Consider the following 24540-nt stretch of genomic DNA (forward strand, 5'->3'; position numbering starts at 1 on the left):
TCCGGTCCGGGTGTGTCCGGTGCTGGTGGTGGGGTGTTACCGACTGTGACCGGTCCGGCTGCATTCGGTGGTGTCGCACACCCTGCCACCGCCACGGGGGCTGGTGGGGGTTCTACTGGTGGGATTGTTCCCGGTGGTGTCGGTGGAACCGGTGGTGGCCGTACCGCGTCGGGTGCATCGTCGGGTGGCGCGGGTCGTGGGGTGTCGGGTTCGGTGGCCGGTATCCGGAGGCCTGGTGGTTCGGGTGTGGGTCGTGGTGGGGTGGCTGGTGGTGTGCCGATGGCGGGTACCGGTGGTGGACGGCGGGACCAGAAGAAACCGTCATCGGTGTTGTCTCAGGTGGAGCGGTCGGGGAATCTGGAGAAGATCCTCGGTCCGGCGCCGTTGACGGTGCCGCCGGTGATTGGTGACTGGGCCCGGAAAACCCCACCAGACACACCCCAATGAAAGACACCATCCCCAGCACGGTACCAGGCACGTGATCCCGGGATGCCTGTGTCTCTGGCAGTCGCCGCCCCGAGATGATGGGACACCGGTGTGCGCGAAGCGCCCGACGTAACCGAGAGTCGATCCGGGGAATGATCTTCGTATGAGTCTGGACGGCCCACATGTTGTCCCTGGGTGTGCATCAGTGGAGGGCGTCGTACCCGGCACGCGCGGTCGACCGGGCACTGACGCCGGATGGATCAGGGGCGGAAATCCTCCGGCGTCCCTGCTGTGACGCTCTCTTGTCGGTGGACGGCAACAGCTGACGTCGGTGACTGCTCCGGACACCCTCGGAGGGGGATTCGTCCATGCAGCGTACGGCGTTAGACTGTCGCGGTAATGAGAACCGGGACGGACGGAAAAGAGTGATGGTATGAGACGTGGTCCTTCCACGCGCCCGGAACTGGGGGCAGGGATGCTCGCGGCGCTGGCACTGATGATCTCCGCGGGGCCCTTCGCCATCGACATGTACCTTCCCGCGCTGCCGACGCTGCGAGATGATTTCGGTGCGACGACCGTCTGGGCGCAGTTGACGCTGACCACGTTCATGATCGGTATGGCGGTGGGGCAGCTCATCACCGGGCCGCTGTCCGATGTGACCGGACGGCGCCCACCGCTCATCGTGGCGACCATTCTCTCCGTCGTCTGTGCCGTCGCCTCCGCCCTCGCCCCGTCCGTCGGTGTCCTCGTGGCGGTCCGTGCGGTGATGGGACTCGCGAACGGGGCGTGCGTGGTGCTTGCCCGCTCGATCGTCGCGGACCTCGCGGAGGGACGCCGTGCCGCGCAGGCGTATTCCCTGCTCATGGCGATGATGGGGATTGCCCCTGTCGTCGCCCCCCTGATGGGCGGTCTCCTGGTCGAACCGATCGGCTGGCGTGGCCTGTTCTGGATCCTCGCGATGATTGCCGCCGTACAGGTGACCGTCGCGGTGCTGGTCATCGGGGAATCGAAACCCAGGATCCCGGGCGGCGGTGGTGGCTGGGGCGCATTCACCACCGGCGTGCGGACCGTCGCATCCAACAGACTGTTCACCGCCTACACCGTGAGTTTCGCGGCGGCCGCCGGGGTGCTCTTCGGCTACATAGCCGCGGGCCCCCTCGTCTTCATCGATCATTTCGGGATGAGCCCGCGGATGTACTCGATCGTGTTCGCCGTGAACTCCGTCGCGCTTGTCACCGGGTCGCTGGTGAACTCGCGTCTGGTACGTCGTTTCGAACCCGAGTCGGTGCTGCGGCTCGCGGGATGCGTGGTGCTCTGCTGCGGACTGATTCTGCTGTGTGACGCCCTGCTGGTCGGCGGGCACCTACCCGTGGTTCTGGTGGTCCTATTCATCGCGCTTGGGCACATGCCGGGGATCTTCGGCAACGCGACGGCTCTCGGGGTGTCGACGGTCCGGTCCCACGCAGGCCTCGGGTCGGCGGTGATGGGATTTTGTCAGTTCCTGGTGGCGGGTGCGGTGAGCCCGCTGGTCGGACTCGGCGGCGATCCCGTGGTGGCGCTCGGGCTCGTGGTGACGGTGAGTGTCGGTCTGTCACTGTGTGGCACTCTCGTCGCCGGTGCCCTCTCGAGGATGATCATTGAAGAGCAGCGGTGAGCCGCATAGCATTGTCCAGGTAGCGCTTACCTAGTCCCCGCCGGGACCACTGTTCGTAGGTGAGTTCCGAGCACCGGTCCAGGTAGACGGCAGCGAGTTCGGTGAGTTCCCGGGAGATCTCCCCGGAGACCACCATGAGGGTTACCTCGTAGTTCAGACCGAAGCTGCGCATGTCCATGTTGGATGAGCCGAGGACACCGATGGTGTCGCCTTCCGGGTCGGCGAGCGCGAACTTGGTGTGCAGGATCATCGGCGCCGGATAGCGGTGGATGTGCACGCCGGCTTCAATGAGCATCTTGTAGTAGCTGGCTTGGGCATGGCCGACCATGAATTGATCGGAGACCTCGTTGACCAGTAGATCGACCTGGACACCGCGGTAGCAGGCCGTAAGGATCGCCTCCATGAGGGAATCATCCGGGATGAAGTACGGGCTGCAGAGGATTAGGCGCTCTTTGGCGTGGTGCACCATCGAGTTGAACAGCCGCAGGTTGGGTTCGGTGACGTACCCCGGACCCGAGGGAACCAGCTGCACGATCTCGTCCCCGACACCCGGCCCGGTGTCTGAACTTCCGGGGAGCTCGATGATGGTGTCCGTTTCCTGGTACCAGTCGACGGCGAAGATCATCTCCATTGCCTCGACGACGGGGCCCGAGAGTTTGACCATGATGTCCACCCACTCCCGGCCGGAACGGTGGTTTCTGCGGGACAGGTAGCCAGGCTCGATCATGTTCTGCGAACCGATGAAACCGGTGTGGCTGTCGATGATGAGTAGTTTGCGGTGGTTCCGCAGATCGGGACGGCGGAACCGCCAGCGGAAGGGCTTCAGGGGCATGGTGAGATGCCAGTCGATGCCCGCCTCGGTCAGACGTCGGCCGAGTTTCCGGTAGCCGGGGTACTTCCAGCTACCCACCTGGTCGAACAGCAGACGGACCGCGACACCGCGCGCGGCGGCGCGTCGGCAGGCGCTGAAGAACACGTCGGTCGTGTCGTCCCACGCGACGATGTAGATCTGGGCGTGGACCGTGGACTCCGCGGCATCGACCGCCGCAGCCATCGCGGCGATGGATTCCCGGTAGTCGGAGTAGAGCCCGTGGAATCGGGAATGCACCGCGGGAAGATCGGTCAGTGTGTCGTTGAGCCGCACCACCGACGCCACCTCATCGGAGAGTTCCGCGCCCTCCGGGATCGCCGGGGCCCCGGCCATCGGTGTCCCCACCATCGCCTGTGCCTCCATCTGGATGCGGTGTCGCCGCCGGTTGATGTAAGGGCTGCCCATCATTAGGAACAGGGGTAAACCGATGACCGGGACGAAGAGGATTGCCAGCAGCCAGGCGGAGGACGAACTGGGTTTCCGGTCCTGCGCGACGGTTCCCACGGCGATGAACTTGACGATGTAGTCGAGCACGAGACCCGCGGACCGCCACCAGTCCAGTGACGTCAGGGAGGAGAAGACATCCGGCATCCGGTCTAGTCCCCGTCGATGGCGTAGTCCACGACCACGGGGGCGTGATCGGAGGCACCGTCACCGGCGCGTTCCTCCCTGTCGATGAACCCCGCCCGCGCAGTTTCCGCGAGAGCGGTGCTGGCCAGATGGAAGTCGATCCGCATGCCTTCGTCACGGCCGAAGCGCATCGCCTTGTAGTCCCAGTAGGTGTACTCGCCGGGAGTAAACCGTCTCGTCGTTTCCACGAGGCCGGACTCGGTGAGCTGCTGGAAGAAAGCCCGCTCCGGCTCCGTGACGTGGGTTTTGCCATCGAAGAAGCGACGGTCCCACACGTCGGCGTCGGTCGGGGCGATGTTGAAGTCGCCGGTGCACAACAGTTTTGCCGTGGGGTCATCGGCGAGCACCGCGCGGACGTGGCCGGAGAGGGCGTCGAGCCACCGGAGTTTGTACTCGTAGTGCCGGTCTGCGATCTCGCGACCGTTCGGTACGTAGAGGCTCCACACCCGCACCCCGCCGCACGTCGCACCGACGGCCCGTGCCTCCACCGACTGTTCATCGGCCGCATTCTTGGCGAATCCGGGCTGCCCGGGGAAATGGTCGGCGACATCCTGGAGACCTACCCGGGAGATCAGGGCGACACCGTTCCACTGGCTGTAACCGACATGGGCCACCTCGTACCCGGCCTGTTCGAAGGGAAGATGGGGGAACTGGTCGTCCCGGCACTTGGTTTCCTGGACCGCCAGGACGTCCACGTCGTGGCGGTCCAGGAAATCGACCATCCGGTCGGCCCGGGTTCGGGCTGAATTGACGTTGAACGTGGCGATGCGCATACCTACAGAGGTTAGCTGTGAACGAGCTCGCCGGGAACCTGGTGGGGTGGTGGCACGTTCATCAGGTGAGAGAGGTGGACGACACGATGACATTTCCCGACGGAACACCCCCGGCAGGTCGCCGAGAGGGCGTTTCCCAGCCCCGGGCGAGAAACCGCATCCCGGAGGTCGTGGACCGCGTGCAGCGGACGGGAGCCGTGATCCGGACCCCGTTCACCGCACCGGCCGAACACGACCAGATGGAACGGTTCAGCGCCTTCACCCCCGGGCTGAACACCGGGACCAGGGACGTGCTCAACGCTCCGGTCCGGTTGCGGGCGGCGGCGTTGGCGTTGGACGCCGCGATCTTTTCGACGCTCTACCTGGCCCTCACTGTCGGTGTCGCCATCGCCACCGGGAACGCGCTCTGGTACCTTGCACTCCTGGCTGGTCCACTGCCGTTCTGGTTCTGGCAGGTCATCGGGGACACGAACGGAGGCGGCCCGGGTAAGAGGTTGCTCGGGCTCAGGGTCACCGGCCCTGCGGACTGTCCGGTCGGAGTGGGGCAGGCTGCGCGCCGGAACCTGTGGCTGCTCATTCCCGCGATTCCCGTTGTGGGACCGATCGGTGCACTGGCGATTGGTATGTGGCTGGCCGGATCAGCGAAGCTCGACGCCTACGGTATGGGCCCTCACGACTACTTCGCCCGAACTCGCGTCATCGTCCGGGAGTGAACCGCGGATCGAGTTCCGCGTAGCGGTGCCGGTGGTGTTCGATGAACCCCAGTTTGTCGTAGAGCCCGATTCCGGCTTTATTCGCGGCGAGCACCTGCAGGTACGCCATGTCGGCCCCGTGTCGTGCACCCCAGTGCAGCATCGCGGTTCCCAGGTGGGTGCCGAGTCCCCGCCGCCGGTGGTCGGTGACGACCTCGACAGCCGAGTATCCGAGCCAGGTTCGCCCGTCACCGGACGCGGTGATCGTGCCCCTGGTGATGGCGAGCGTACGGCCCGTCGCGTCGAGCAACCTGCCGAATCCCATCCGACCGTCGATGCGGGTGCGCAGGAGATTCAGCGCGTGCTCAGGTAGTGGGCGGCCCCGGAAATGATAGAGCGCTAGCCACTCTTCGTCCGGTTGATTGTCCACCCTGTAACTCACTCCGTTGGGCAGAGCCAGGGCAGGGAGATCCCGGAGTGGACGGGTCATCACGACGATGTCCGGGCCGGTACGCCACGCGGGTCCGGCGCAGACGGTGCGCGCGGGATTACCGATGCGATCCGGGATGAGGACCCGTACCGGGAGGTCATGCTCCACGTAGAACGCCTCGATCTCCGCGAGCGGTACCTCGCTCAACCCGGCGGACCTCCCCAGGGGCGCCGCCGAGTTGGAGCGTTCGGTGATGCCGTCGCCGGCGCGAAGAAGCCACTGCCCGCACCAGCGGTGTTCGATGCCGGGGAACGCGGCCGCGGTCGCGGTTTCGACCGCGCGGATGTCACTGTTGCGGACCCGGCGTGGCGGCAGGACCTTGCAGACCTGGATCAGCTCATCCGGGATCGTCACGGCCTCAGCCTCGGAGGGGAATCCCCCGACGGATTGCGGACGCACCACGAGTGGATCCAGGGAGACGACATGCCCGATGACATCTGTCAGATGGCCGGGGGTGTCCGGGATATGGCGTCGGACTATCACCCTGTCGCCGGGTTGCGGGGCACGTCGCGCCACGGTTAGTCCGTGGTCTTGCGTAGTGCGGGCGGGATGTCGGTGTCGTCCGGAGAGGGATCGTCGTGTCCGAACGGATCCTCGTCTGCGCCGGGCATCCAGGTGAGTCCCGCTTCGGTCCACCCGTTGCGTTTGATGGTCTTCTTCGCCGCACGCCGGTGCCTGCCGATGAGGGTATCGGTGTAGAGAAAACCGTCGAGGTGTCCGACCTCGTGCTGCAGACACCGGGCGAACAGTCCGTAGCCCTCGATGCTGATCTCGTTGCCCTCGGCGTCGGTACCGGTGACGCGGGCCCAGTCGGCGCGGCCCGTCGGGAAGGTTTCGCCCGGCACGGACAGGCAGCCCTCGTCGTCTTCCCCGTCGTCCCGAGGCATGGACAGCGGGATCTCGGAGGTTTCGAGTACCGGGTTGATCACGCAACCGCGCCGGATGGGGCCGCCGTTGGCATCGATGTCAGCCTGGGTTTTCTCGGACCCCTCGGGGCCCTCGATGTCCGGGCAGTTGTAGACGAAGAGCCGCTTGCCCACACCGATCTGGTTGGCCGCGAGACCGACGCCGTGGGCGACGTCCATGGTCTCGTACATGTCGCGGATGAGTTCCTGCAGTTCGGCAGGAGACTCTGTGACCGGTGCAGTGGCATTGTGAAGCACCGGGTCGCCGTGGATAACGATGGGTCGGACTGTCATACCGAGGAGTTTAGTTCACCTCTAGACTGAAGCCATGTCCGCCTCCACACCGCTGTCCGAGTCCGATGCCCGGCTGCTGGAATTCGCGGAGAAAGCCCCCCGCTCACCCGCTGCCAGGGACGAGGCGGTGACCCGTGCGCTGGGGATCAGCGCCGTCCGCTACCACCAGCGGCTCAATCGCCTCCTTGATGACCCGGCGGCCGCGGCCGCGCACCCCACCCTCGTCTCCCGGCTCCGCCGGATAAGAGACCAGCGAGCCGAATCACGGGAACGGGCGAAAAGCGGCTAAGATCACTGTCTGTGTCCCCCAACAAACACAATGACGAGCCCCTGGTCCACGACGGCCATCCCGACGACACCGCCGCTGCACCCGCGCCGGTGAGTGAGACGCGGCCGTTGCCGCTCCGGGGACTCGCGATGATCCTCGCCGCGGTCGCTGTACTGCTCGCGGCCTGGGCACTATTCGCCGTTCTCCGCGGCGACGACTCCGACACCACCCCTGTCGCAGACGAGGCGACCAGTTCGACCGCGCCCACCAGTACCGCGGTCAGCCACGCCACACCCGTCACCTCCGCGCCGCAGGAGGAAATGGCCCCGCCGTCTTCCTCCGCGTCCGGAACCAGTCCCGGGACTGAGGTTGCGGCACCGCCGCAGCCCGCAGTTCCGCCCGCACCCGCCGGTGATCCGCGGACGGTGACTGTGCATGCCCTGAACAACTCGACGATCCAGGGCCTCGCCAACCGCGTCGCTGACACGCTCACCGGCCAGGGCTGGACGGTGGGGGAGGTGGGTAACCTCGCGGACACCTACCTGCCGGCGTCAGCCGTCTACTACACCGCCGGAAATCCGACGGAAGAAGCTGCGGCCCGTGAAGTCGGTGCCGCACTCGGTATCCCCGCCAATCCGCGGACCCCTGAACTCGGGCCCGTCCCCGCCGACGGTGTCGTCGTTGTTCTCACGGGTGATATCACCCTCTGACGACGAATCTCTTCTTCCGTTCCGTCCCCTAGGAGCCGACATGGCTGATCATCTGAACTTCAACCGTTCCCCGGAACCGACGCTCGGGGTGGAATGGGAGATCGGGCTCATCGACCCCGAGACCCGCGACCTCACCCCGAGGGCCGCCGACATGATTAAGCTCATGTCGGCACGCCGCCCCGATCTGCAGCTTGAACCCGAATTCCTGAAGAATACCGTCGAGATGGTCACGGGGGTCTGTCACACGGTCCCCGAGGCCGTCGCGGAGCTCAGCTCCGGGCTCGACTCGCTCCGCGAAGCGGCCGATGAACTCGGCGTCCGACTGTGGTCCGCCGGGTCGCATCCTTTTTCCGACTGGCGCGAGCAGGAGGTCTCCGACAAGAGCCCGTACACCGAGATCATTCGGCGGACCCGGTTCTGGGGTCGCCAGATGCTGATCTGGGGCCTGCACGTCCACGTCGGCATCAGTAATGAGGCGAAGGTCTGGCCGATTATCAACGCCCTCATGACCAACTACCCGCACCTGCTAGCCCTGAGTGCAGGATCCCCCGGGTGGAACGGGCTGGACACCGGCTACGCCTCCAACCGGACGATGCTCTACCAGCAGCTTCCCACTGCCGGTGCCCCCTACGGCTTCAACACCTGGAGCCAGTGGACCGAGTACCTGCGGCAACAGGACAAGTCCGGGGTCATCGACCATACGGGTTCCATGCACTTCGACATCCGGCCATCTGCGAAGTGGGGCACCATCGAGGTCCGCGTGTCCGACGCGCCGAGCAATCTCCGGGAACTTGCTGCGCTCACCGCGCTCACGCACTGTCTCGTGGTGTACTACGACCGCGCCTTCGACGCCGGGGAGACGCTACCGTCACTGCAGCCGTGGCACGTCAGGGAGAACAAGTGGCGCGCCGCACGGTACGGGATGGAGGCCGATATCATCTGCTCGCGGAACACCGACACGGTGAGCGTCGTCGATGACATCAAACGGATCGTCACAGTGCTGGAGCCGCTCGCCGAGGAACTCGGATGTGCCGCAGAGCTCGACGCGGTCCACGAGATCATCGACAAAGGTGCGGCCTACCGGCGCCAACGTCAACTGTTGGAAAAGACGGGTGACTGGCGGGACGTTGTTGATCTGACCTGCACCGAACTGGCCAACGGCAGGCCCTGACTCGCCCGTGTGTGAACGTCTTCACTTTGTCTGGCTGGCTGCCTCATCGGACACATCGATGTTGGCTCGGGGAACGGTCTTCTGCGGTTAATTTGCAGATCAGAGGCATTTTTCATGGTTACCGGTCGGTGAAAACACGGTTTTTCCTTCCGTCCGGAATGCCCTACATTTTCTGAATGTACAAGCGTTCAGAAGTGAACGGATACATCCGGACAACGCCGTTATCGTGCGGCGGGAAAGCGCCATCGTGAGCGACATTCGCATCAGCCCCTATTCGAACGCAGTCCTCATCGGTCTCGTCGGTCTCCTCGTGGCCATCGCCGGAGGGCTGTTCCTCGCCCCGGACTGGCAGATGTCCGCGGTCCTCGGAGGTTGTGCGCTGATCCTCACCGCCTTCGTCGCCGCGGGCATCGAAGCCGTTTTGTCCCCGGTCGCCCCGAAGCAGCGCTGACCGGAAAACGCAGAAGCGGGCCCGCCCACCGAGAGAATCTCAGATCCCGGGGGCGGGCCCGCAGCCGTCTCCCCGCTGTGTGCCCCGATTAGGGGCGACGGGAGATTCGCTGCGTTAGAGCCAGCGAACGATAGCGGTGACGAAGTTCTCGTATTCGGACTTGTCGTTCTGGGACACGGCGATACCGATTTCGCGGATGTTCGACCTCATAAGAAGATTGCGCTGGCCCTCATTTTTCATCCAGAGCTCGACGACGTTCGCGGCAAACTGAGGGTTCTCCAGGCCGGGGTACCCAGCTAACGAATAGCCGTGGCTGGCCTTGATGAACTTCTTGTCGACGCTCAGGCTGTTTGAGGCTGCCGAGGCATCCGCGATCTGCTTCGCCAGCGCGGTGACATTGGTATTGATGCTGAGTTCGACCAGTCCGCGGGTTTTGCGCTCGACATTGATGCGGTCGACGATCTCCCGGCTGCGCTGCTCGAGCAGTTTCTGTGTGTCCGGATCCGGTGTCGGGGTCGGATCCGGTGTCGGGGCCGGGTCCGGCGTCGGGGTGGGTGTCGGCGTCGGCGTGGGATCAGGGGTTGGCTGCGGCATGGGGCCGGGTCGGGGCCCACCGAAGGAACCGGAGTATCCCCCCGGTCCCATTGCGCGGGCGACGAAGTCCGCGATGTCCTGCTGGGGGCTGGCTGCGGCAATCGGTGCGGCCAGCAGCGTTGCGGAGAGCGCGGTCGCTGCGGCGGCTGAGATGAGTTTCCTCTTCATGTCTACGGTGCTCCTAGGGTATTTTCGTGCAGGGTGGGATGCCGTCGGAGAGGCGATCATGTCCTCTGCGGTGCCCGGCCGATGATGTCTGGGTCGGTGGGCGTCGACTTCCGTTTGGGCGGGGATGTGCTCAGCATATCAATTCCGAAGCGTTTGAGTCGTTCGGTAAGGTAACGGGTGGATCGCGCGGAACGACTCCCGTTCGTCCCGTTTATCTTCAGCCCTTCCCCACGGTGTCGTTCCGGGAGAGGGCGTCGTCGTCGTAGAGGCCCTCTTTCCGCGCGAGACGTCCGACCCGCTGGCCGATCACCGGCGCGGTGATGAGTGTGAAGGCGATGATGAGCACAAGTACCCCGAGGTCGCCCGCGGCACCGGCATCGAGTTCGCTCGCTCCGATCACCCGCATGATTGCGCCACTGACCGCGAGAATCAGCCCGAGTGTCTGCGGCTTCGTCACGGCATGGAGTCTCGTCATCGTGTCCCGGAAGCGGGCGAGGCCCACGGCGGCGGACAAGGCCAGGAGCGAACCGAGGAAGAGCAGGGTGAGCGAGATCACGTCGAGGATGAGGCCGGTCACTGGGCACCGTCCCGCTTGCGGAACCGGGTTATCGCGACCGTCGAGATGAACCCCAGCAGGGCGACGACGATCATCGCGTTGGTCACCGTCGTGTCCAGGGTCCAGCAGACGTAGACGGCCAGTGCACATTGGATCATCGCCACCACCGCATCCAGGCTCAGCACCCGGTCGAGCGAGTTCGGCCCGACGAGCATCCGCCACCCTGTCACGATGAATGCCACGGCCAGCAGCGACGCGGGCACCAGGAGCAGGGTGTTGTAGAGCGACGGTTCCATCAGCCGTTCCTTTCGAAGATGTGGATGAGCCGGCGTTCGAGCTGCGCGATCCTCGTGATCTCCCTGTCGATCGCCTTCGTCGAGGAACCGTCGATCAGGTGCATCGTGAGTTTGCGGTCCGCGATGTCGAGATCGGTCACCGTGCCACCGGGTTGCAGATTGATGAGTGTGACGGCGAAGGAGAAGACCAGGTCCTCCTGCACCCGCATCGGTACGACGACGATGGCACCCGGGGGCACCGGGGCCCGGCGGAGCGCGATGACCGCCACCTTTACCGAGCTGGTGATGAGATCCATGGCGAATGTGCCACCGAGCCGCAGCAGTGCCGCCAGGCGGATGCCCGAACCCGAGCCGGGGATCGACGGGAGTGGGAGCAGTAGCGTCACCGCGAGTGCGATCGCTAGCCCCGCGATGATGTTTGCCACCGAGAACTCGCCCCACAGCAGCGCCCACATGAATGTCAGCCACAGGACGGACTGGGGGCGGAAACGACGGCGGATACCGGCGAGCATCAGCGGTCGCCTCCCCCGGTGGTCTTGCCCGGTGAGGCGGCATCCGTGGGGCTCCGACGTTCGTCGATTCCGTCCTTCACCCGGTCCTGGTCACTCGGGGCGATGGGACCGGATTGGCCCGGGATCAGGGTCCGCCCCGGATTGAGGTACCCGGGTCCGAGTACCGCCTGCCGGTAGACAGCGACATCTTGGGCGGATTCCGCCGAGCGTCCCGTGACTGCGGAGATCGGACCGGCGAGAACACTAACGGCGAGAGATGCGGTCACGAGGAGAACGGTGGGGGCAACCATGCCGAAGGGCATCCGTCCGACGTCGGCCCGCTCCCGTAGATCGATCTCGCGACGCATTCCCCCGAGTGGACCAGTCGCGGCGAGCGCCGTAGCGCCATCCGGTGCATCCGAGCGGTCCCGCCAAAAGGCCTTCGACCACACGACGGTCATCGTGTACAGCGTCAGCAGGGAGGTGACCACGGCACCGGCGACCAGTACCCAGGCCATCTTTCCGCCGTGTCCCGCAGCGGCCTCCACGAGGATGATCTTCCCCAGGAAACCGGAGAACGGCGGGATTCCACCGAGGTTGAGGGCGGGGATGAGATACAACGCAGCGAGCAGTGGGGACACGTAGGCGAGCGACCCGAGCCGGCGGAGGGAAGAGGACCCGGCCTGTCGTTCGATGAGACCGACCACGAGGAACAAGGCTGTCTGCACGAGGATGTGGTGCACGGTGTAGAAGATCGCACCCGACAATCCCGTCGCGGTACCCAGCGAAACCCCCATGATCATGTACCCGATGTGGCTGACGAGCGTGAAGGACAACAGGCGCTTGATGTCGTTCTGCGCCATCGCGCCCAGGATTCCCACGAGCATCGTCAGTAGCGCCGCCCACATCAGCACACCGTCGAGACGCCCGTCCGTGAACACCACGGAGCGGACCCGGATGATCGAGTAGACACCAACTTTGGTGAGCAGCCCGGCGAACACGGCCGTCACCAGTGCGGGGGCGGTCGGGTACGAGTCCGGGAGCCAGGAGTACAGCGGGAACACCGCCGCCTTGATGCCGAAGGCGACGAGCAGCACCGCGAAGATAGCTGCCCGGGTGCCTTCGGGAACCTGCTCCATCCGAACGGAGATCTGCGCCATGTTCATGGTCCCCACCGCCGCGTAGATCAAAGCGAGCGCGACGAGGAACACGAACGACGAGAGCATGGACACCATCACGTAGCTGACGCCCGCGCGGACCCGGGCGGGGGACGCACCGATGGTCAAAAGGACGTAGCTGGCCACGAGCAGAACCTCGAAACCGACGTACAGGTTGAACATGTCGCCCGCGAGGAAGGCCATGTTCACACCCATGGTGAGCAGCAGATACGCGGGGAGAAACACCCCGACCGGTTCGTCCTCCGTCCCGTCGCGAACACCCTGTCCGATGGCGTAACGGAGAACCGAGAACAGCACGAGGGACGACACCGCGAGCAGCAGCGCCGACAACCGGTCGGCGACGAGGGTAATCCCCACGGGGGCATCCCAGCCGCCGATCTGCAGGGTCTGGATGCCCACCCGGTCCACGAGGGCGACGAGAACGGTGCACAGCACGATGAGGATGGTCAGCGCCGTTGCCGTGACGGCCCGCTGGACCCGGGGATGCCGACCCGCGAGGAGGCACGCGGCGGCCGCCGCCGCGGGAATGATCACCGGCAGCGGAATGAGGTAGGGGATGACGGATTCCGTGGGCAGCACGTCCAGGAGGTTCATCAGTTGTCCTCCTTGACGGGACGTTCGAAACTGTCGGGGCCGAAGTCATCGCCGTGCCCGGTGGCCCGCCCGGTCTCCGGATCGGCGGAGGCATCGTGGTCCGGTGCTGCGGAAGCGGTATCCGGGCGATGCGCGATGGCGGTGTCCTCGGTATCGTCGCCGATGAGGTCGGCGGTGCGGTAGCGGTACTGCCGGAACGCGAGAGCCAGGATGAACGCCGTCATCGCCATGGAGATGACGATGGCGGTGAGGATCATGCCCTGGGCCAGGGGGTCGGCGTCGGTCCCCGACACCGTGGATTCCCGCCCCGCGATCGGCGGTGCTCCAGCCCCACCACCGGCGGTGAGCATGAGCAGGTTCGCTCCGTTGCCCAGGAGGATCAGACCGAGGAGCATCTTGGTCATCGCCCGTTCAAGCAACAGGTACACCCCACAGGAGATGAGGACACCGCAGGCGATGAGCAGGAAGAGGTTGGCGACCATGTGTTATCCACTCTTCCTTCCGGTGGGGATCGTTCTCTCGGGTTTTCCGTTGGTCGTGGCCCCGGTGTTCCTCCCGGGTGGTTGCGCCGCCTTGCGTCGCGCCAGTCGCCGGGCACGCTCTCGGGCTCGACGGCGGCGCTGTTCCTCGTCGATGTCGAGCTGTGCGCCGAGGGACCGCAGGATGTGGAGGACCAGTCCGATGACGATCAGGTAGACACCGGCGTCGAAGAGTAACGGGGAGACGACGTGCACGGTTCCGATCAGTGGTATCTCGAGGTCGGTGTTCGCCGATGCCAGGGGTGGGCGGGCGAGGATCATCGGGGCGATGACTGAACCCGCGGAGAGCAGCAACCCGGTGCCGAGTACACGGGACGCGTCTATGGGCAGTGCCTCCTCGAGTTCCTCCCGTCCGCCGGCGAGATACCGGAGCATGAAGGCGAGCGCCGCCACCAGACCGCCCGCGAACCCTCCACCCGGCGCGTTGTGCCCCGCGAAGAAGAAGTAGAGGGACAGCGTGATCATCGAGGGGAAGAGGATGCGGGTCGCAACCTCCATCATGAACGAGCGGTTCCGGGCTTTCGCATCCTCGACGGGAGCGGCCAGCCAGCTCGGGGCCTCGGTGCGGAGCGTCGGGCGCCGGGAGACCCGGGAGAAGCTCCGCGTGCGGTAGACCAGCGAGGCGACACCGGTGGCGACGATGACCAGAACCGAGATCTCACCGAAGGTGTCCCATGCCCGGATGTCGACGAGCAGCACGTTGACGGCGTTGGATCCGTGCCCGATACGGGAGGCCAGGCTGGGGATGTGGATGGACACCGGCAGGGTACTCCGGGCGTTCATCGCGAAGGCCCCGAGGATCGTGACCGTGAGTCCGACCGCGACGGCGAGCCAGGCCCGCAGGCGGGTGTGGTCCTGCTCCGGGCCTGCGTTATCCGTGCTGGCGGGCAGTTTCCGCAGCACCAGCACGAAGACCACCACCGAGACGGTTTCCACGAGGAGCTGGGTCAGCGCCAGGTCTGGTGCTCCGTGCAGCGCGAAGATGACCGCGACCCCGTAGCCGGTCATCCCGACGAGGATCAGAGCGGAGAGCCGGTTGTCCATCACAGTGGCGGCGATGGCGGCGATCACGATGATAACGACCACGAGGCCCTGTACGGGGGAGTCCCACAGTTCCATCCGGATGTCCGTCCGGGCTCCGGTGACGAGCATCGTCAGCGGTAGGACAACGAGGGTGGCGAGGATGACTGCCTCGTTTACGGGCAGGGAGCCGCGCTGTGTGGTGGCCGTGATGCGGAGTGATACCCGCCGCAGCGTGTCGACGACCGTGTCATAGGCCAGGTTTGCGTTGCCCAGCGCGGGGCGACTGAAATGCAGTTGGCTCACGGTGTTTCGCTGCCAGTGCAGGATGACACCGCAGGTGAGCATGATCGCGCTGATGAGCAGGGGGAGTGTCCATCCGTGCCAGAGGGCCAAATGGGCAGATGCCCCCGCGTAGGTGTTGAGCACGACATCCAGCGGTGACGGGGTGAGTCCCAGGATGATGCCCCCGCCGGCGAGAACCGCGGGCGGCAACCACAGTGGGGTGATGATGGGATTGGCCTTGGCGACCGCCGGAGACGTACCGCCTCCGGTCGTGTGATCGGTGTCCTTGGTAGCGAAGGCGCCGTGCAGGAAATACAACGAATAGGCCACCGTGAGGGTGCTTCCGGCGACGACACCGACCAGCATGAGCTTTCCTGGCATGCCGGTGAGCAGTGACTCCCCGAGAAGCGTGGACACGGTGGCTTCTTTGGCCACGAAGCCGACGGTGCCGGGGACACCAGCCATAGATGCGGCCGCGGTCACGGCGAGTGCGAACAGGGCCGGGTGAGCCCGGCCCAGCCCAGAGAGCTCGCGGATGTCGCGGGTTCCGGTGGTGCGGTCGATGGCCCCGACGATCATGAACAGCGTCGCCTTGAATAGTGCGTGCGCCACAGTCAGGGCGAGTCCCGCGAGGAGTGCCCCGGGGGAACCGATCCCGACCACGGCGATGATGAAGCCGAGCTGGCTGACGGTGCCGTACGCCAGGATGAGCTTGAGGTCGACTTGACGCAGTGCCATCCAGCCGGCCATCAGCATCGTCAGCAGACCCGCCGGGATGACCACGAGATGCCAGGAGGCGATCTGATTCAGCTCCGGGGAGAGACGTGCCACGAGATAGATTCCGGCCTTCACCATCGCGGCTGAGTGCAGGTATGCGGACACCGGTGTCGGTGCGGCCATTGCCCCGGGTAACCAGAAGTGCATCGGGGCGATCGCGGATTTCGACAGGGCACCGGCCAGGATGAGAACCACGGCGGTGCTCGTCGCGGTGGATGAGACCGGTGTGCCGGCCCCGATCAGGGCGGACAGGTCCCAGATCCCCGATGTGGTGCCGAGCAGGATGATGCCCACGAGCATCGCCAGTCCGCCCAGTGATGTGACCATGAGTGCCTGCCCGGCGGCCCGGCGCGACGAGGCGCGCTCGCCGTAGTATCCGACGAGCAGGAAGGACAGGACCGAGGTGAGTTCCCAGAAGACGTACATCAATAGGAGGTTGTCCGCGGTGACGAGACCGTACATCACCATGGTGAATGCGATCATCTGTGCGCCGAAGACGGACAGGCGTCTCGGGTTGGAGTCGAAATACCCCCAGCAGTAGCACAGGATAAGGGCTCCGATACCGAGGATGATCAGCGCGAATACCGCCGCGAGTGGGTCCAGGACCAAGGTGATGTCCAGGTGCGCGGCGGACATCCACGGGATGTCGACGGCCGGTGGCGTCGAACCGGGTGCGAAGTCTCCCGCGAGCCAGCTCCGGAGTGTCCATGCGAACGCCCCGCCAGGGACGAGCGCGAGTAACCCGAAGGCCGGTCGCCCGAGTTTCCTGATCAGCACCGGGGCGGTGATGGTCGCCGCAGCGAGCGCGGACAACACGATGAGCAGGTCCATGTTCTGTGACTTCTCCGGGGCTGGGCGGGGATAATCAGGTCAGGTCGTCAGTCTACCTGGAAGCCTCCCGGTCTCCTGCTCGGTCAGGCACCGATCTCGTGGGCTGGGACATCGAAGAACAGTCGGGAACGGAAGGCCGCGGATTTTCCGGGTCGGAGGGACCGCTCCCAGATCAGCCCGGCAGTGTCCTCGTCTACCGATGCGGTGACCCCCAGTGAGTATGCCTCCAGCCGGGCCCGATCACAGGCGACCGTCGATGATCCACCGACGACCGCACCATTGCTGCAGGGGATGGCCCTCGTGACGGAGATCCGGTGATCCACGTCCGTGCGGTTCCGGACGGCGGTGGTGGTGGCCCAGCCTGCGGAACCTCGAACGAGGGTGTCCACCTGATCGACGTACACCCCGATGGCACCCACGGCGAGCCGGGTCGTGATCACGATGGGACGCTCCACTGTTCCCTCACCGCGGATGCTTCGACTCAGCAGTCGCAGGGGTTCGTCGGACCCCGCTCCATACGTGGCTCCATCCACCGTGACCCGGGTTGCGCACGGCCCCGGGGAAAGCAGGGCGCCTCCGCTGGTGCTGCGCGGATCACACCGGAGATCGGTCGTGACGGTCAGCTCGTCCAGGGGGCCGCCGGTGGTCACGACCTCACGGTCACCGACCGGTGAATCCGGGATGTGACCGCCGCCGGGTAGCTGGATCGGGCCGCCGTCCGCCGTGCCCGAGCAGGATCCACCGGCGTGGCGGCTGTCGTTTCGTTCTGAGAGTGGGGTCACCGTCCAGGGGATCAGGCCCCGGTCAGTCGCGACGGTCACCGTCTGCTGGCGGCGAACATCGAAGCAGTACCGGTTTCTGTTCCTCTCCGCGGGAAACACACTGAGTGCGGTGTCGCCCACGACGGCGAATCCCGGATCCGATCCGGTGCCCGTGGACAGGCCCACGTCGCTGCCGAGGCTCAGCGTCGCACCGTCCTCACCCGGGGGATCCGCGGGCCCCGCTGAGACCGCGACACCAGTGAGGGTGTGTGCGGTGACCGGTTCACTCCGCGCACCGACGACGACCGCCCCCAGGACCTGCTTCTCTGTCGCCGACAGATGCACCTCCGCAGGACCGGATGAGTCCGAGGCCACGGTGGCGCCCACCGTCAGAGCTAATGGACCCTCGACGGGGACGGTGGCCCGGGGCAGCGCGGACGGATCGACGGAGCAGAATACGGCGGAGTCGGTCGCGGCGTCCAGGGACAGGCTCCCGGTGAGCTCGGTGCTGATTGCGGCGGTCTCCCGGGAGATGTCCAGCCGGAGGGTGACGACGGCCCGGAGATCAGGGGCGTCAACGATGAACTTACCGGAGCCGCCGTCGCAGGTGAACGCCTCCGGGGCGAGGGACAGGGGCAGATTCACCGGGATCTCCCGGGAGATCCGGAACTCCGAGTAGACCTCGTCCAGGGGGGCCGCGTCTGCGGTGAACGTCGTGCCACCAGCTGTTTCCCCGACTCCGGTGATCCGCCCCACCACACCGGTTGGGTTCGCAGAGGTGACGGGAACGGCCACAGGGTCACCCACACCGAGCTCATGCCGACCGGTGAGCTCGACGCGGTATCCGGCTACGCGGTTCCCGGTCACGGACACTATGTCTGGGCCGTCGATCACCGTGGCCTCCGGGCGGGGAGTCACGTCCTCTTCCGAGGTGGGTTCCGGTTCCGTCGTTTCCGGCGGCGGCTCCGGGGATGGGCTCGGTGTCGACGGTGAGGTGGAGGTCCGTGCAGACTCGGTGCCAGATGATCCGGTGCCGGTGGAGGAACCGCCGAGGAAGGGCATGAGGGTGACGATGAGAGTCAGGACGGCGGCGATGATCACCTGTGGTGGCGGTAACGGGGGCACGAATCCTTCTTATCTGCTCGATGAGCGGCACGTATTCGGTGGTCGAGCGCATACCTTCACTACTGTAGAACAGTCGCAGTCTGTTTCCGCCCGGGTCTCCGGTGTTTGGATGCGCATCGGCGTTCAGTTGCAGGTCGCGGCCAGCGCGGCCGGATCAACCGGTGTGGCCTGGTTGCGGGAAACCAGTGAACTCCCGGTTGGTGGGGATACCGGGAACCTGGATGGAGCACCCGGCGCCGTGGCTGCCGGGCACCGAGGTGGCGCCGTGTTGCTCTTTCAGTTCCCCCCGCGGTGGAGGCGGTGGGCGGCACGGCTCATCGCGGTGGCGATGGCCGCGTCGGGGGTTCCGCCGAAGCCCAGGACCCAGCACCTGGTGTTGTTGTCGCAGACCTCGAGGAAGACGGCGGTTCCGTTGAAGATGTCCCGCTGCCGGAAGGTCAGGATCTCGACCCGACGTCCGGCGTCGGCCAACAGGTTGGTGCATGCGGAGATCGCACCCATGGCGATGATCTCGTGGTTGGTGTGCGTGACACCGCCCCGCCCGGGGCGGGAGGAGGTCAGCGTCGCGCTGAACCGGCGGCGGTGATCGCGCAGTAAGGTGTGCGACAGGTTATCGATGCGGAGATCCGGGGTGGGGCAGTAGACGTCGGTGAAGGTGCGCCAGTCCATCCCGGCGGCTTCCTCGCGGAGCCCGGCGGGGAGATTCTGCCCGAACCTGGCGCGGAAAGGATCGTCGGTGTACTCCCGCAGTGGATCGCGGCGGCTGAAAGGTGCCGGGCGGCTGGTGTGGGTGGTGGCCAGCGGTGGGTGCTGAGTGTGTAGCCGGTGGGGCGACTGTTCCCGGTTGTTGGTTCGGGGTTCGGTGGTGGTGTTCGTCGTGTGCATCGTCGGTCCTCGGGAAGATCCTGATCCGGCACCGGCCTCATGCCTTCCGGATTGTCCGGGGAGGGCCCTGTTGTGGTGTGGCGGATCTGTCTGGTCTGTGGAAATGGACCGACGCTTGTCAAGCGACTGGGAGGATAACGACTACTGCCCCGGGTGAAGGGGTCAGTCCTTATCCTTCACCGGGGTACGTAGCCTTTGCTACTCGCGTAAGTCGAATGATGTGCGTCACAATGACGAGGTTAGGGGTTTCCCCCTTTCGGGTCAAGAAACGTCCCGGAAAGTGGGAACGTGGGGGTGGTGCAGGGTGTGACTGTAGCGCCGTATTACTCTCCGTTGATGCAGGCCGGAGGACTGTCCCGAGGAAAAGGTGCCCCGTGTATCCCATTGGATGGAATGCACGGGGTGGGGAGTTTTGGGGTCTAGCGCGTGTAGCTGAGCAGGAACAGGGTCTCCGCGACGGCGCAGCGTTTCAGCTCCTCCGGGGAGACGGACTCGTCGGCCGAGTGGATGGTGCACAGGGGTTCCTCGACGCCGAACAGGGCGATCTCGGCACCCGGGACGGCCTGCTGCAGAGCGGTGGTCAGGGGAATGGAACCGCCGGAGCCGCAGTACGCGGTTTCCTTATCCCCGAAGGCCTTCGACAGTGCATCGGCGAGTGCCTGTGCGGCGGGGCCTGATGTGTCGGTGGCGAAGGGCTCGTTGACCTCGAGAATCTCGACGTCGACCTGTGCGCCCCAGGGGGCGGCGTCGATCAGGTGGTTGCGCAGCGCCTCAGCGGTCGCCGATCCGGAGGCGCCGTAAGGGGTTCGCAGGTTAAGCTGCGCGGTCGCCGTCGCGGGAATCGCGTTGACGGCCTCGGATACCGGCGTGGAGGTGAATCCGGTGACGGTTACCGCGGGGCGGGCCCACAGCTGGTCCGCGATGTCGGTGCCGTCGCCGATGATCTCCACACCCTCGAGAACGCCGGCATCCGCACGGAAGGCCTCCGCGTCGTAGGCGATCCCGTCCCAGGTGGCGGTGTTGTCGGTGCCCCTGATCGCGACGCGTCCCGATTCGTCGCGGAGCGAATCGAGGATGCGGATCAGCGCGGCAACCGCGTCCGGGGCGGGGCCACCGAATCCGCCGGAGTGCACGGCCGACTTCAGGGTGTTCACGGTGACGCGCACCTGCGCGCCGCCGCGCAGGGAGGTGGTCAGGGTCGGCACACCCTCCGCCACGTTGCCCGTGTCGGCGATGATGATCGCGTCCGCGGTGAACAGCTCGGGGTGTTCCCCGATGAGGCCGTCCAGGCCCTCGCCGCCGCGCTCCTCCGAGCCCTCGATGACGACGGTGATGCCGACACCCGGATCGCCGAGCTCCTCGAGTGCGCGCAGAGCCGCGAGATGCATGACGATGTTGCCCTTACAGTCTGCCGTGCCGCGCCCGTACCAGCGTCCATCGCGTTCGGTAAGGGTGAACGGGTCTGCGGTCCATGTGGCGGGATCTCCGGCCGGGACGACGTCATAGTGCGAGTAGAGCAGCACGGTTGGGAGTCCCTCGTGGGCCTCGCGGCGGCCGATCACGGCGGTCGATCCGTCGGCGGTGAGGTGAGTCTCTACCGTTAGGCCGACCTCCTCCAGGGAGCGGACGACCCAGGCGGCGGCAGCCGCGTTGGCCTGTTCGCATCCGGGTTCTGCGTGCACGGAATTGTAGGAGACGAGTTCCGTTAGGTCGGCGAGGATGCGGGCCTGCTGAGCCTCGATCGCGGCTGTTACTTCTGTTGTGGCGGGAATCGCTGGAGTCATGGGGACAAGTGTAGGGCCCCAGATCTTGCACTCGCACGCCCCGACTGCTAGAAACGGACCTAGCACTTGATACTGGAGAGTGCCAGGATTTGTATCACCTGCGGGTGAGGTTGGACCCAACACTCACCGACCGTGCCGTCGCGGGCGCCCGCAGATACTTGACGTGAGTGTCGTCCGATGAAGAACCAAGGAGCACACAACACATGGCAAAGATCATCGCTTTTGATGAGGAAGCACGCCGTGGCCTCGAAAAGGGCCTGAACACCCTCGCTGACGCCGTCAAGGTCACGCTCGGACCGAAGGGACGCAACGTCGTCCTGGAGAAGTCCTGGGGCGCCCCGACCATCACCAACGACGGCGTGACCATCGCCCGCGAGATCGAGCTGGAGGATCCGTACGAGAAGATCGGCGCCGAGCTGGTCAAGGAGGTCGCCAAGAAGACCGACGACGTCGCGGGCGACGGCACCACCACCGCGACTGTCCTTGCCCAGGCCCTCGTCCGCGAGGGGCTGCGCAACGTGGCCGCGGGCTCCAACCCGATGGGCATCAAGCGCGGTATCGAGCAGGCCGTGAAGAAGGTCACCGAGGAGCTGCTCGCCACCGCCAAGGAGATCGAGACCGAGGAGCAGATCGCCGCGACCGCGGGCATCTCCGCCGCCGATCCCGCCATCGGCGCCAAGATCGCCCAGGCGATGTACGCCGTGGGCGGCGGCAAACTGAACAAGGAATCCGTCATTACCGTCGAGGAGTCCAACACCTTCGGCGTCGAGCTCGACGTCACCGAGGGTATGCGCTTCGACAAGGGCTACATCTCCGGTTACTTCGCCACCGACATGGAGCGCCAGGAGGCCGTCCTCGAGGATCCGTACATCCTTCTGGTCTCCGCGAAGATCGGCAACATCAAGGATCTCCTGCCGCTGCTGGAGAAGGTCATGCAGACCGGCAAGCCGCTGCTGATCATCGCCGAGGATGTCGAGGGAGAGGCTCTGTCCACCCTGGTCGTCAACAAGATTCGCGGCACCTTCAAGTCCGTCGCCGTCAAGGCCCCCGGCTTCGGTGACCGCCGCAAGGCGCAGCTCCAGGACATGGCCATCCTCACCGGTGGCCAGGTCATCTCCGAGGAGGTCGGCCTCTCCCTGGAGAGCGCGGACATCCCGCTGCTGGGCCGTGCCCGCAAGGTCGTCGTCACTAAGGACGAGACCACCATCGTCGAGGGTGCTGGTGACAGCGCCCAGATCGAGGGTCGCGTCAACCAGATCCGCGCCGAGATCGAGAACTCCGACTCCGAGTACGACCGGGAGAAGCTGCAGGAGCGCCTGGCGAAGCTCGCCGGCGGCGTCGCCGTCATCAAGGTCGGTGCCGCGACCGAGGTCGAGCTGAAGGAGCGCAAGCACCGCATCGAGGATGCCGTTCGGAACGCCAAGGCAGCCGTCGAGGAGGGCATCGTCGCCGGTGGTGGCGTTGCGCTTATCCAGGCCGCTCACGTTCTCGACGGTGACCTCGACCTCACCGGCGATGAGGCCACCGGTGTGAAAATCGTTCGCACCGCGCTGTCCGCGCCGCTGAAGCAGATCGCACTCAACGCCGGTCACGAGCCGGGCGTCGTCGCCGACAAGGTCGCCTCCCTCAAGGTGGGCGAAGGCCTGAACGCCGCGACCGGCGAGTACGTCAACCTGATGGATGCCGGCATCAACGACCCGGTCAAGGTGACCCGCTCCGCACTGCAGAACGCCGCCTCCATCGCGGCTCTGTTCCTCACCACCGAGGCTGTCGTCGCCGACAAGCCGCAGCCTGCCGGCCAGGGTATGCCCGACGCCGACGCCATGGGTGGCATGGGCGGATTCTGATCCCCTGACACCTGACCACCGCCCGGTGATGTGCTCACCGGGTGGTGGTCGAAGAAAACAACGGCCCGTTCCTGCAGTATGCGGGGGCGGGCCGTTCTGGCGTCGTGCGGATCAGTTCACGGGAGCGGTGTTGGCTCCCCGGAGATGCCGTCGACGGGGATGCGGCATGTTCCGGTCACTCCGGTTCCGACTGTCGCGGTGATGACGATCTCGTGGATCGTGGCGTTGAGGATTCCGGTCGGGATCTGCCGCTCGACCATTCCTTCAGGGAGGGTGAACTCCTGAACCGTGTCCTTCTTCGGCCCGGACTCCGTCTGGTGGGTTATCCGGACGGAGATCTCGTCTCCGGGTTTCCCGAGGTGGGTGATGTGGGCGGTGGGTTGTTCGTGGCTGATGTCCGCCACGCTGGGGGCGCAGTCGCCGTTGGGGGAGGTCGCGCCGAGAATCGGCGCAGTGAGCTGTCTGGAGGGGATCGCTGGTGCGGTGGACGCGATCTCATGGGTGCAGGACGTTGCGAATTGTATCAATACATTGACACAAAAGAGGGTATGTTCTAGCCTTTGTACCATAACTTTGATACAAAATGTGCAGGAGGCACACCATGACATCCGTCCTACCGTCACTGCTCCTCATCGGGTTGTTCCTCGTGTCCGTCATCGCCGCACGCTTCGTCCGGACGCGGGGAACTTCCGGGATAGCCACGATCCCGGCTGATTCCGGGCCGGTGCGCCGCTACCGTCGTTGGCTCCGGGGAGGGATCGTGGCCGGAATCGCCGTCGCATTGTTTGGGGCACTCTTCATCACCGGCCTGGGATTGGGACTGACCCTCGCCCCAACGGTCTTCGCGGTCATCGTGCTCATTGTCTCGGCGGTGGCGGTCGCCACCGTTCGACCACAGCAGGGCGCACGCCGCCGGGCTCCACTCGCCACCAGGACCATCCTGTCGACGACGGGAGCCGTACCGCTGGCGGTGGCGATCGCGACCGTCGTGGTGACCGCCGGAGTCCTCCTCACCGGGATCCGCACAGGCTCCCCCGATGACCTCGGACGGTCGGGACGGGCCATCACCGTGTCCTGCCTTGAAGCCGGCGGAACAGCCACGTCCTCCGCAACCCCGTGGCCCGGAAGTTGGTACGCAACCCCGATGCTTTGCATCCTTGCGGCGTGCACCCTGATCGGGGCCCTGGTCCTCGTCCTCGCCACGAAACGTCCGGTACTCCCCGACATCGACGCGGACGTGGCATTCCGCCGGGTCACCGGCACCGCCGTGACCGCCACCCTGACCTTCACGGTGGCCGTCACCGGCGCACCCATCGCACTCTGGATGTTCGCCGCATACCCCGACTGTGCGGGAAAACCCGCTTTCCTGTGGTTCATCGGGTTGTCCGGGGTGCTTCTCATGGGTGCCGCCGTCCATGCGTTGACCCATATCGTCGCCCTCGTCGCCGCCCCGTCGAGCAAAGCTCGGTGAGAT

General features: G+C 65.7%; 23 protein-coding genes and 1 pseudogene. 9 read left to right on the forward strand and 15 right to left on the reverse strand.

Going from position 1 to position 24540, the window contains the following annotated elements; translation table 11 throughout:
• Together JDV76_RS12620 and JDV76_RS08520 are read left to right on the forward strand one after the other, a co-directional pair.
• Positions 1-447, forward strand: a pseudogene (locus tag JDV76_RS12620) (hypothetical protein); the annotation flags it as partial.
• A 412-nt stretch (positions 448-859) separates the two neighbouring features.
• Positions 860-2080 (forward strand): multidrug effflux MFS transporter, encoded by a 1221-nt coding sequence (locus JDV76_RS08520; RefSeq protein ID WP_198736478.1) that lies wholly within the window; start codon positions 860-862, stop codon positions 2078-2080.
• Here JDV76_RS08520 and JDV76_RS08525 read toward each other — a convergent pair.
• Together JDV76_RS08525 and JDV76_RS08530 are read right to left on the reverse strand one after the other, a co-directional pair.
• On the reverse strand, positions 2061-3542 hold the full coding sequence (locus JDV76_RS08525) for a phospholipase D-like domain-containing protein (protein WP_198736479.1): 1482 nt from the start codon (positions 3540-3542) through the stop codon (positions 2061-2063). The genes JDV76_RS08520 and JDV76_RS08525 overlap by 20 nt on opposite strands.
• Before the next feature lie 5 nt (positions 3543-3547).
• The gene (locus JDV76_RS08530; protein ID WP_198736480.1) at positions 3548-4354 is read right to left on the reverse strand and encodes an exodeoxyribonuclease III; all 807 of its coding nucleotides are present in this window, start codon (positions 4352-4354) and stop codon (positions 3548-3550) included.
• A gap of 86 nt (positions 4355-4440) precedes the next feature.
• Between JDV76_RS08530 and JDV76_RS08535 the strand changes: the two genes are divergently transcribed.
• Positions 4441-5067 carry an RDD family protein gene (locus JDV76_RS08535; protein ID WP_198736481.1) on the forward strand — a complete coding sequence of 209 codons (627 nt, stop codon included), beginning with the start codon at positions 4441-4443 and terminating at the stop codon, positions 5065-5067.
• On the opposite strand, the gene JDV76_RS08540 is transcribed toward JDV76_RS08535, so the two are convergent.
• Both JDV76_RS08540 and JDV76_RS08545 read right to left on the reverse strand, forming a co-directional pair.
• Entirely contained in the window at positions 5051-6052 is a 1002-nt protein-coding gene (locus JDV76_RS08540; RefSeq protein ID WP_198736482.1) for an N-acetylglutamate synthase, CG3035 family, read from the reverse strand. The genes JDV76_RS08535 and JDV76_RS08540 overlap by 17 nt on opposite strands.
• Positions 6053-6054: 2 nt before the next feature.
• Positions 6055-6735: a peptide deformylase gene (locus tag JDV76_RS08545; protein WP_198736483.1), complete on the reverse strand. Its 681-nt coding sequence runs from the start codon at positions 6733-6735 to the stop codon at positions 6055-6057.
• A gap of 34 nt (positions 6736-6769) precedes the next feature.
• Between JDV76_RS08545 and JDV76_RS08550 the strand changes: the two genes are divergently transcribed.
• The 4 genes from JDV76_RS08550 to JDV76_RS08565 all read left to right on the forward strand — a co-directional run bounded on the left by JDV76_RS08550 (position 6770) and on the right by JDV76_RS08565 (position 9335).
• Entirely contained in the window at positions 6770-7024 is a 255-nt protein-coding gene (locus JDV76_RS08550) for a DUF3263 domain-containing protein (RefSeq protein WP_198736484.1), read from the forward strand.
• Positions 7025-7035: 11 nt separating this feature from the next.
• A complete protein-coding gene (locus tag JDV76_RS12930) occupies positions 7036-7713 on the forward strand; it encodes a LytR C-terminal domain-containing protein (protein ID WP_198736485.1) in 678 nt (225 codons plus the stop codon).
• Between the two features lie 40 nt (positions 7714-7753).
• Positions 7754-8884: a glutamate--cysteine ligase gene (locus JDV76_RS08560; RefSeq protein ID WP_198736486.1), complete on the forward strand. Its 1131-nt coding sequence runs from the start codon at positions 7754-7756 to the stop codon at positions 8882-8884.
• A 247-nt stretch (positions 8885-9131) separates the two neighbouring features.
• The gene (locus tag JDV76_RS08565) at positions 9132-9335 is read left to right on the forward strand and encodes a hypothetical protein (RefSeq protein ID WP_198736487.1); all 204 of its coding nucleotides are present in this window, start codon (positions 9132-9134) and stop codon (positions 9333-9335) included.
• Positions 9336-9449: 114 nt separating this feature from the next.
• Here the strand turns inward: JDV76_RS08565 and JDV76_RS08570 are convergent, their stop codons facing one another.
• The 10 genes from JDV76_RS08570 to JDV76_RS08615 form a co-directional block, all read right to left on the reverse strand.
• A complete protein-coding gene (locus JDV76_RS08570) occupies positions 9450-10097 on the reverse strand; it encodes a CAP domain-containing protein (RefSeq protein WP_198736488.1) in 648 nt (215 codons plus the stop codon).
• Positions 10098-10314: 217 nt separating this feature from the next.
• A complete protein-coding gene (locus JDV76_RS08575; protein ID WP_198736489.1) occupies positions 10315-10674 on the reverse strand; it encodes a monovalent cation/H(+) antiporter subunit G in 360 nt (119 codons plus the stop codon).
• Positions 10671-10949: a monovalent cation/H+ antiporter complex subunit F gene (locus JDV76_RS08580; RefSeq protein WP_198736490.1), complete on the reverse strand. Its 279-nt coding sequence runs from the start codon at positions 10947-10949 to the stop codon at positions 10671-10673. Before JDV76_RS08580 ends, JDV76_RS08575 begins: the two co-directional genes overlap by 4 nt.
• Entirely contained in the window at positions 10949-11461 is a 513-nt protein-coding gene (locus JDV76_RS08585; RefSeq protein ID WP_198736491.1) for a Na+/H+ antiporter subunit E, read from the reverse strand. Before JDV76_RS08585 ends, JDV76_RS08580 begins: the two co-directional genes overlap by 1 nt.
• Complete coding sequence (locus tag JDV76_RS08590) at positions 11461-13212, reverse strand: Na+/H+ antiporter subunit D (RefSeq protein WP_198736492.1); 1752 nt, start codon at positions 13210-13212, stop codon at positions 11461-11463. The genes JDV76_RS08585 and JDV76_RS08590 overlap by 1 nt, the downstream gene beginning before the upstream one ends.
• On the reverse strand, positions 13212-13694 hold the full coding sequence (locus JDV76_RS08595; protein WP_198736493.1) for a Na(+)/H(+) antiporter subunit C: 483 nt from the start codon (positions 13692-13694) through the stop codon (positions 13212-13214). Before JDV76_RS08595 ends, JDV76_RS08590 begins: the two co-directional genes overlap by 1 nt.
• Positions 13695-13697: 3 nt before the next feature.
• A complete protein-coding gene (locus tag JDV76_RS08600; RefSeq protein WP_198736601.1) occupies positions 13698-16658 on the reverse strand; it encodes a Na+/H+ antiporter subunit A in 2961 nt (986 codons plus the stop codon).
• Between the two features lie 89 nt (positions 16659-16747).
• Complete coding sequence (locus JDV76_RS08605; protein WP_198736494.1) at positions 16748-18550, reverse strand: hypothetical protein; 1803 nt, start codon at positions 18548-18550, stop codon at positions 16748-16750.
• Between the two features lie 276 nt (positions 18551-18826).
• A complete protein-coding gene (locus tag JDV76_RS08610) occupies positions 18827-19435 on the reverse strand; it encodes a DUF3806 domain-containing protein (RefSeq protein WP_232959185.1) in 609 nt (202 codons plus the stop codon).
• Positions 19436-19854: 419 nt separating this feature from the next.
• Positions 19855-21219, reverse strand: a complete 1365-nt coding sequence (locus JDV76_RS08615) for a dipeptidase (protein WP_198736495.1) — start codon at positions 21217-21219, stop codon at positions 19855-19857.
• 203 nt (positions 21220-21422) lie between these two features.
• On the opposite strand from JDV76_RS08615, the gene groL reads away from it, so the two are divergent.
• Complete coding sequence (gene groL, locus JDV76_RS08620; protein WP_198736496.1) at positions 21423-23066, forward strand: chaperonin GroEL; 1644 nt, start codon at positions 21423-21425, stop codon at positions 23064-23066.
• 116 nt (positions 23067-23182) lie between these two features.
• Here the strand turns inward: groL and JDV76_RS08625 are convergent, their stop codons facing one another.
• Entirely contained in the window at positions 23183-23593 is a 411-nt protein-coding gene (locus tag JDV76_RS08625; protein WP_198736497.1) for a hypothetical protein, read from the reverse strand.
• A 74-nt stretch (positions 23594-23667) separates the two neighbouring features.
• Here JDV76_RS08625 and JDV76_RS08630 point away from each other — a divergent pair, with 74 nt between their 5' ends.
• Positions 23668-24537 carry a hypothetical protein gene (locus JDV76_RS08630; protein WP_198736498.1) on the forward strand — a complete coding sequence of 290 codons (870 nt, stop codon included), beginning with the start codon at positions 23668-23670 and terminating at the stop codon, positions 24535-24537.
• Positions 24538-24540 lie beyond the last annotated feature (3 nt).

This window comes from Corynebacterium marambiense (genome assembly GCF_016342275.1).
GTDB classification, from domain to species: Bacteria; Actinomycetota; Actinomycetes; order Mycobacteriales; family Mycobacteriaceae; genus Corynebacterium; species Corynebacterium marambiense.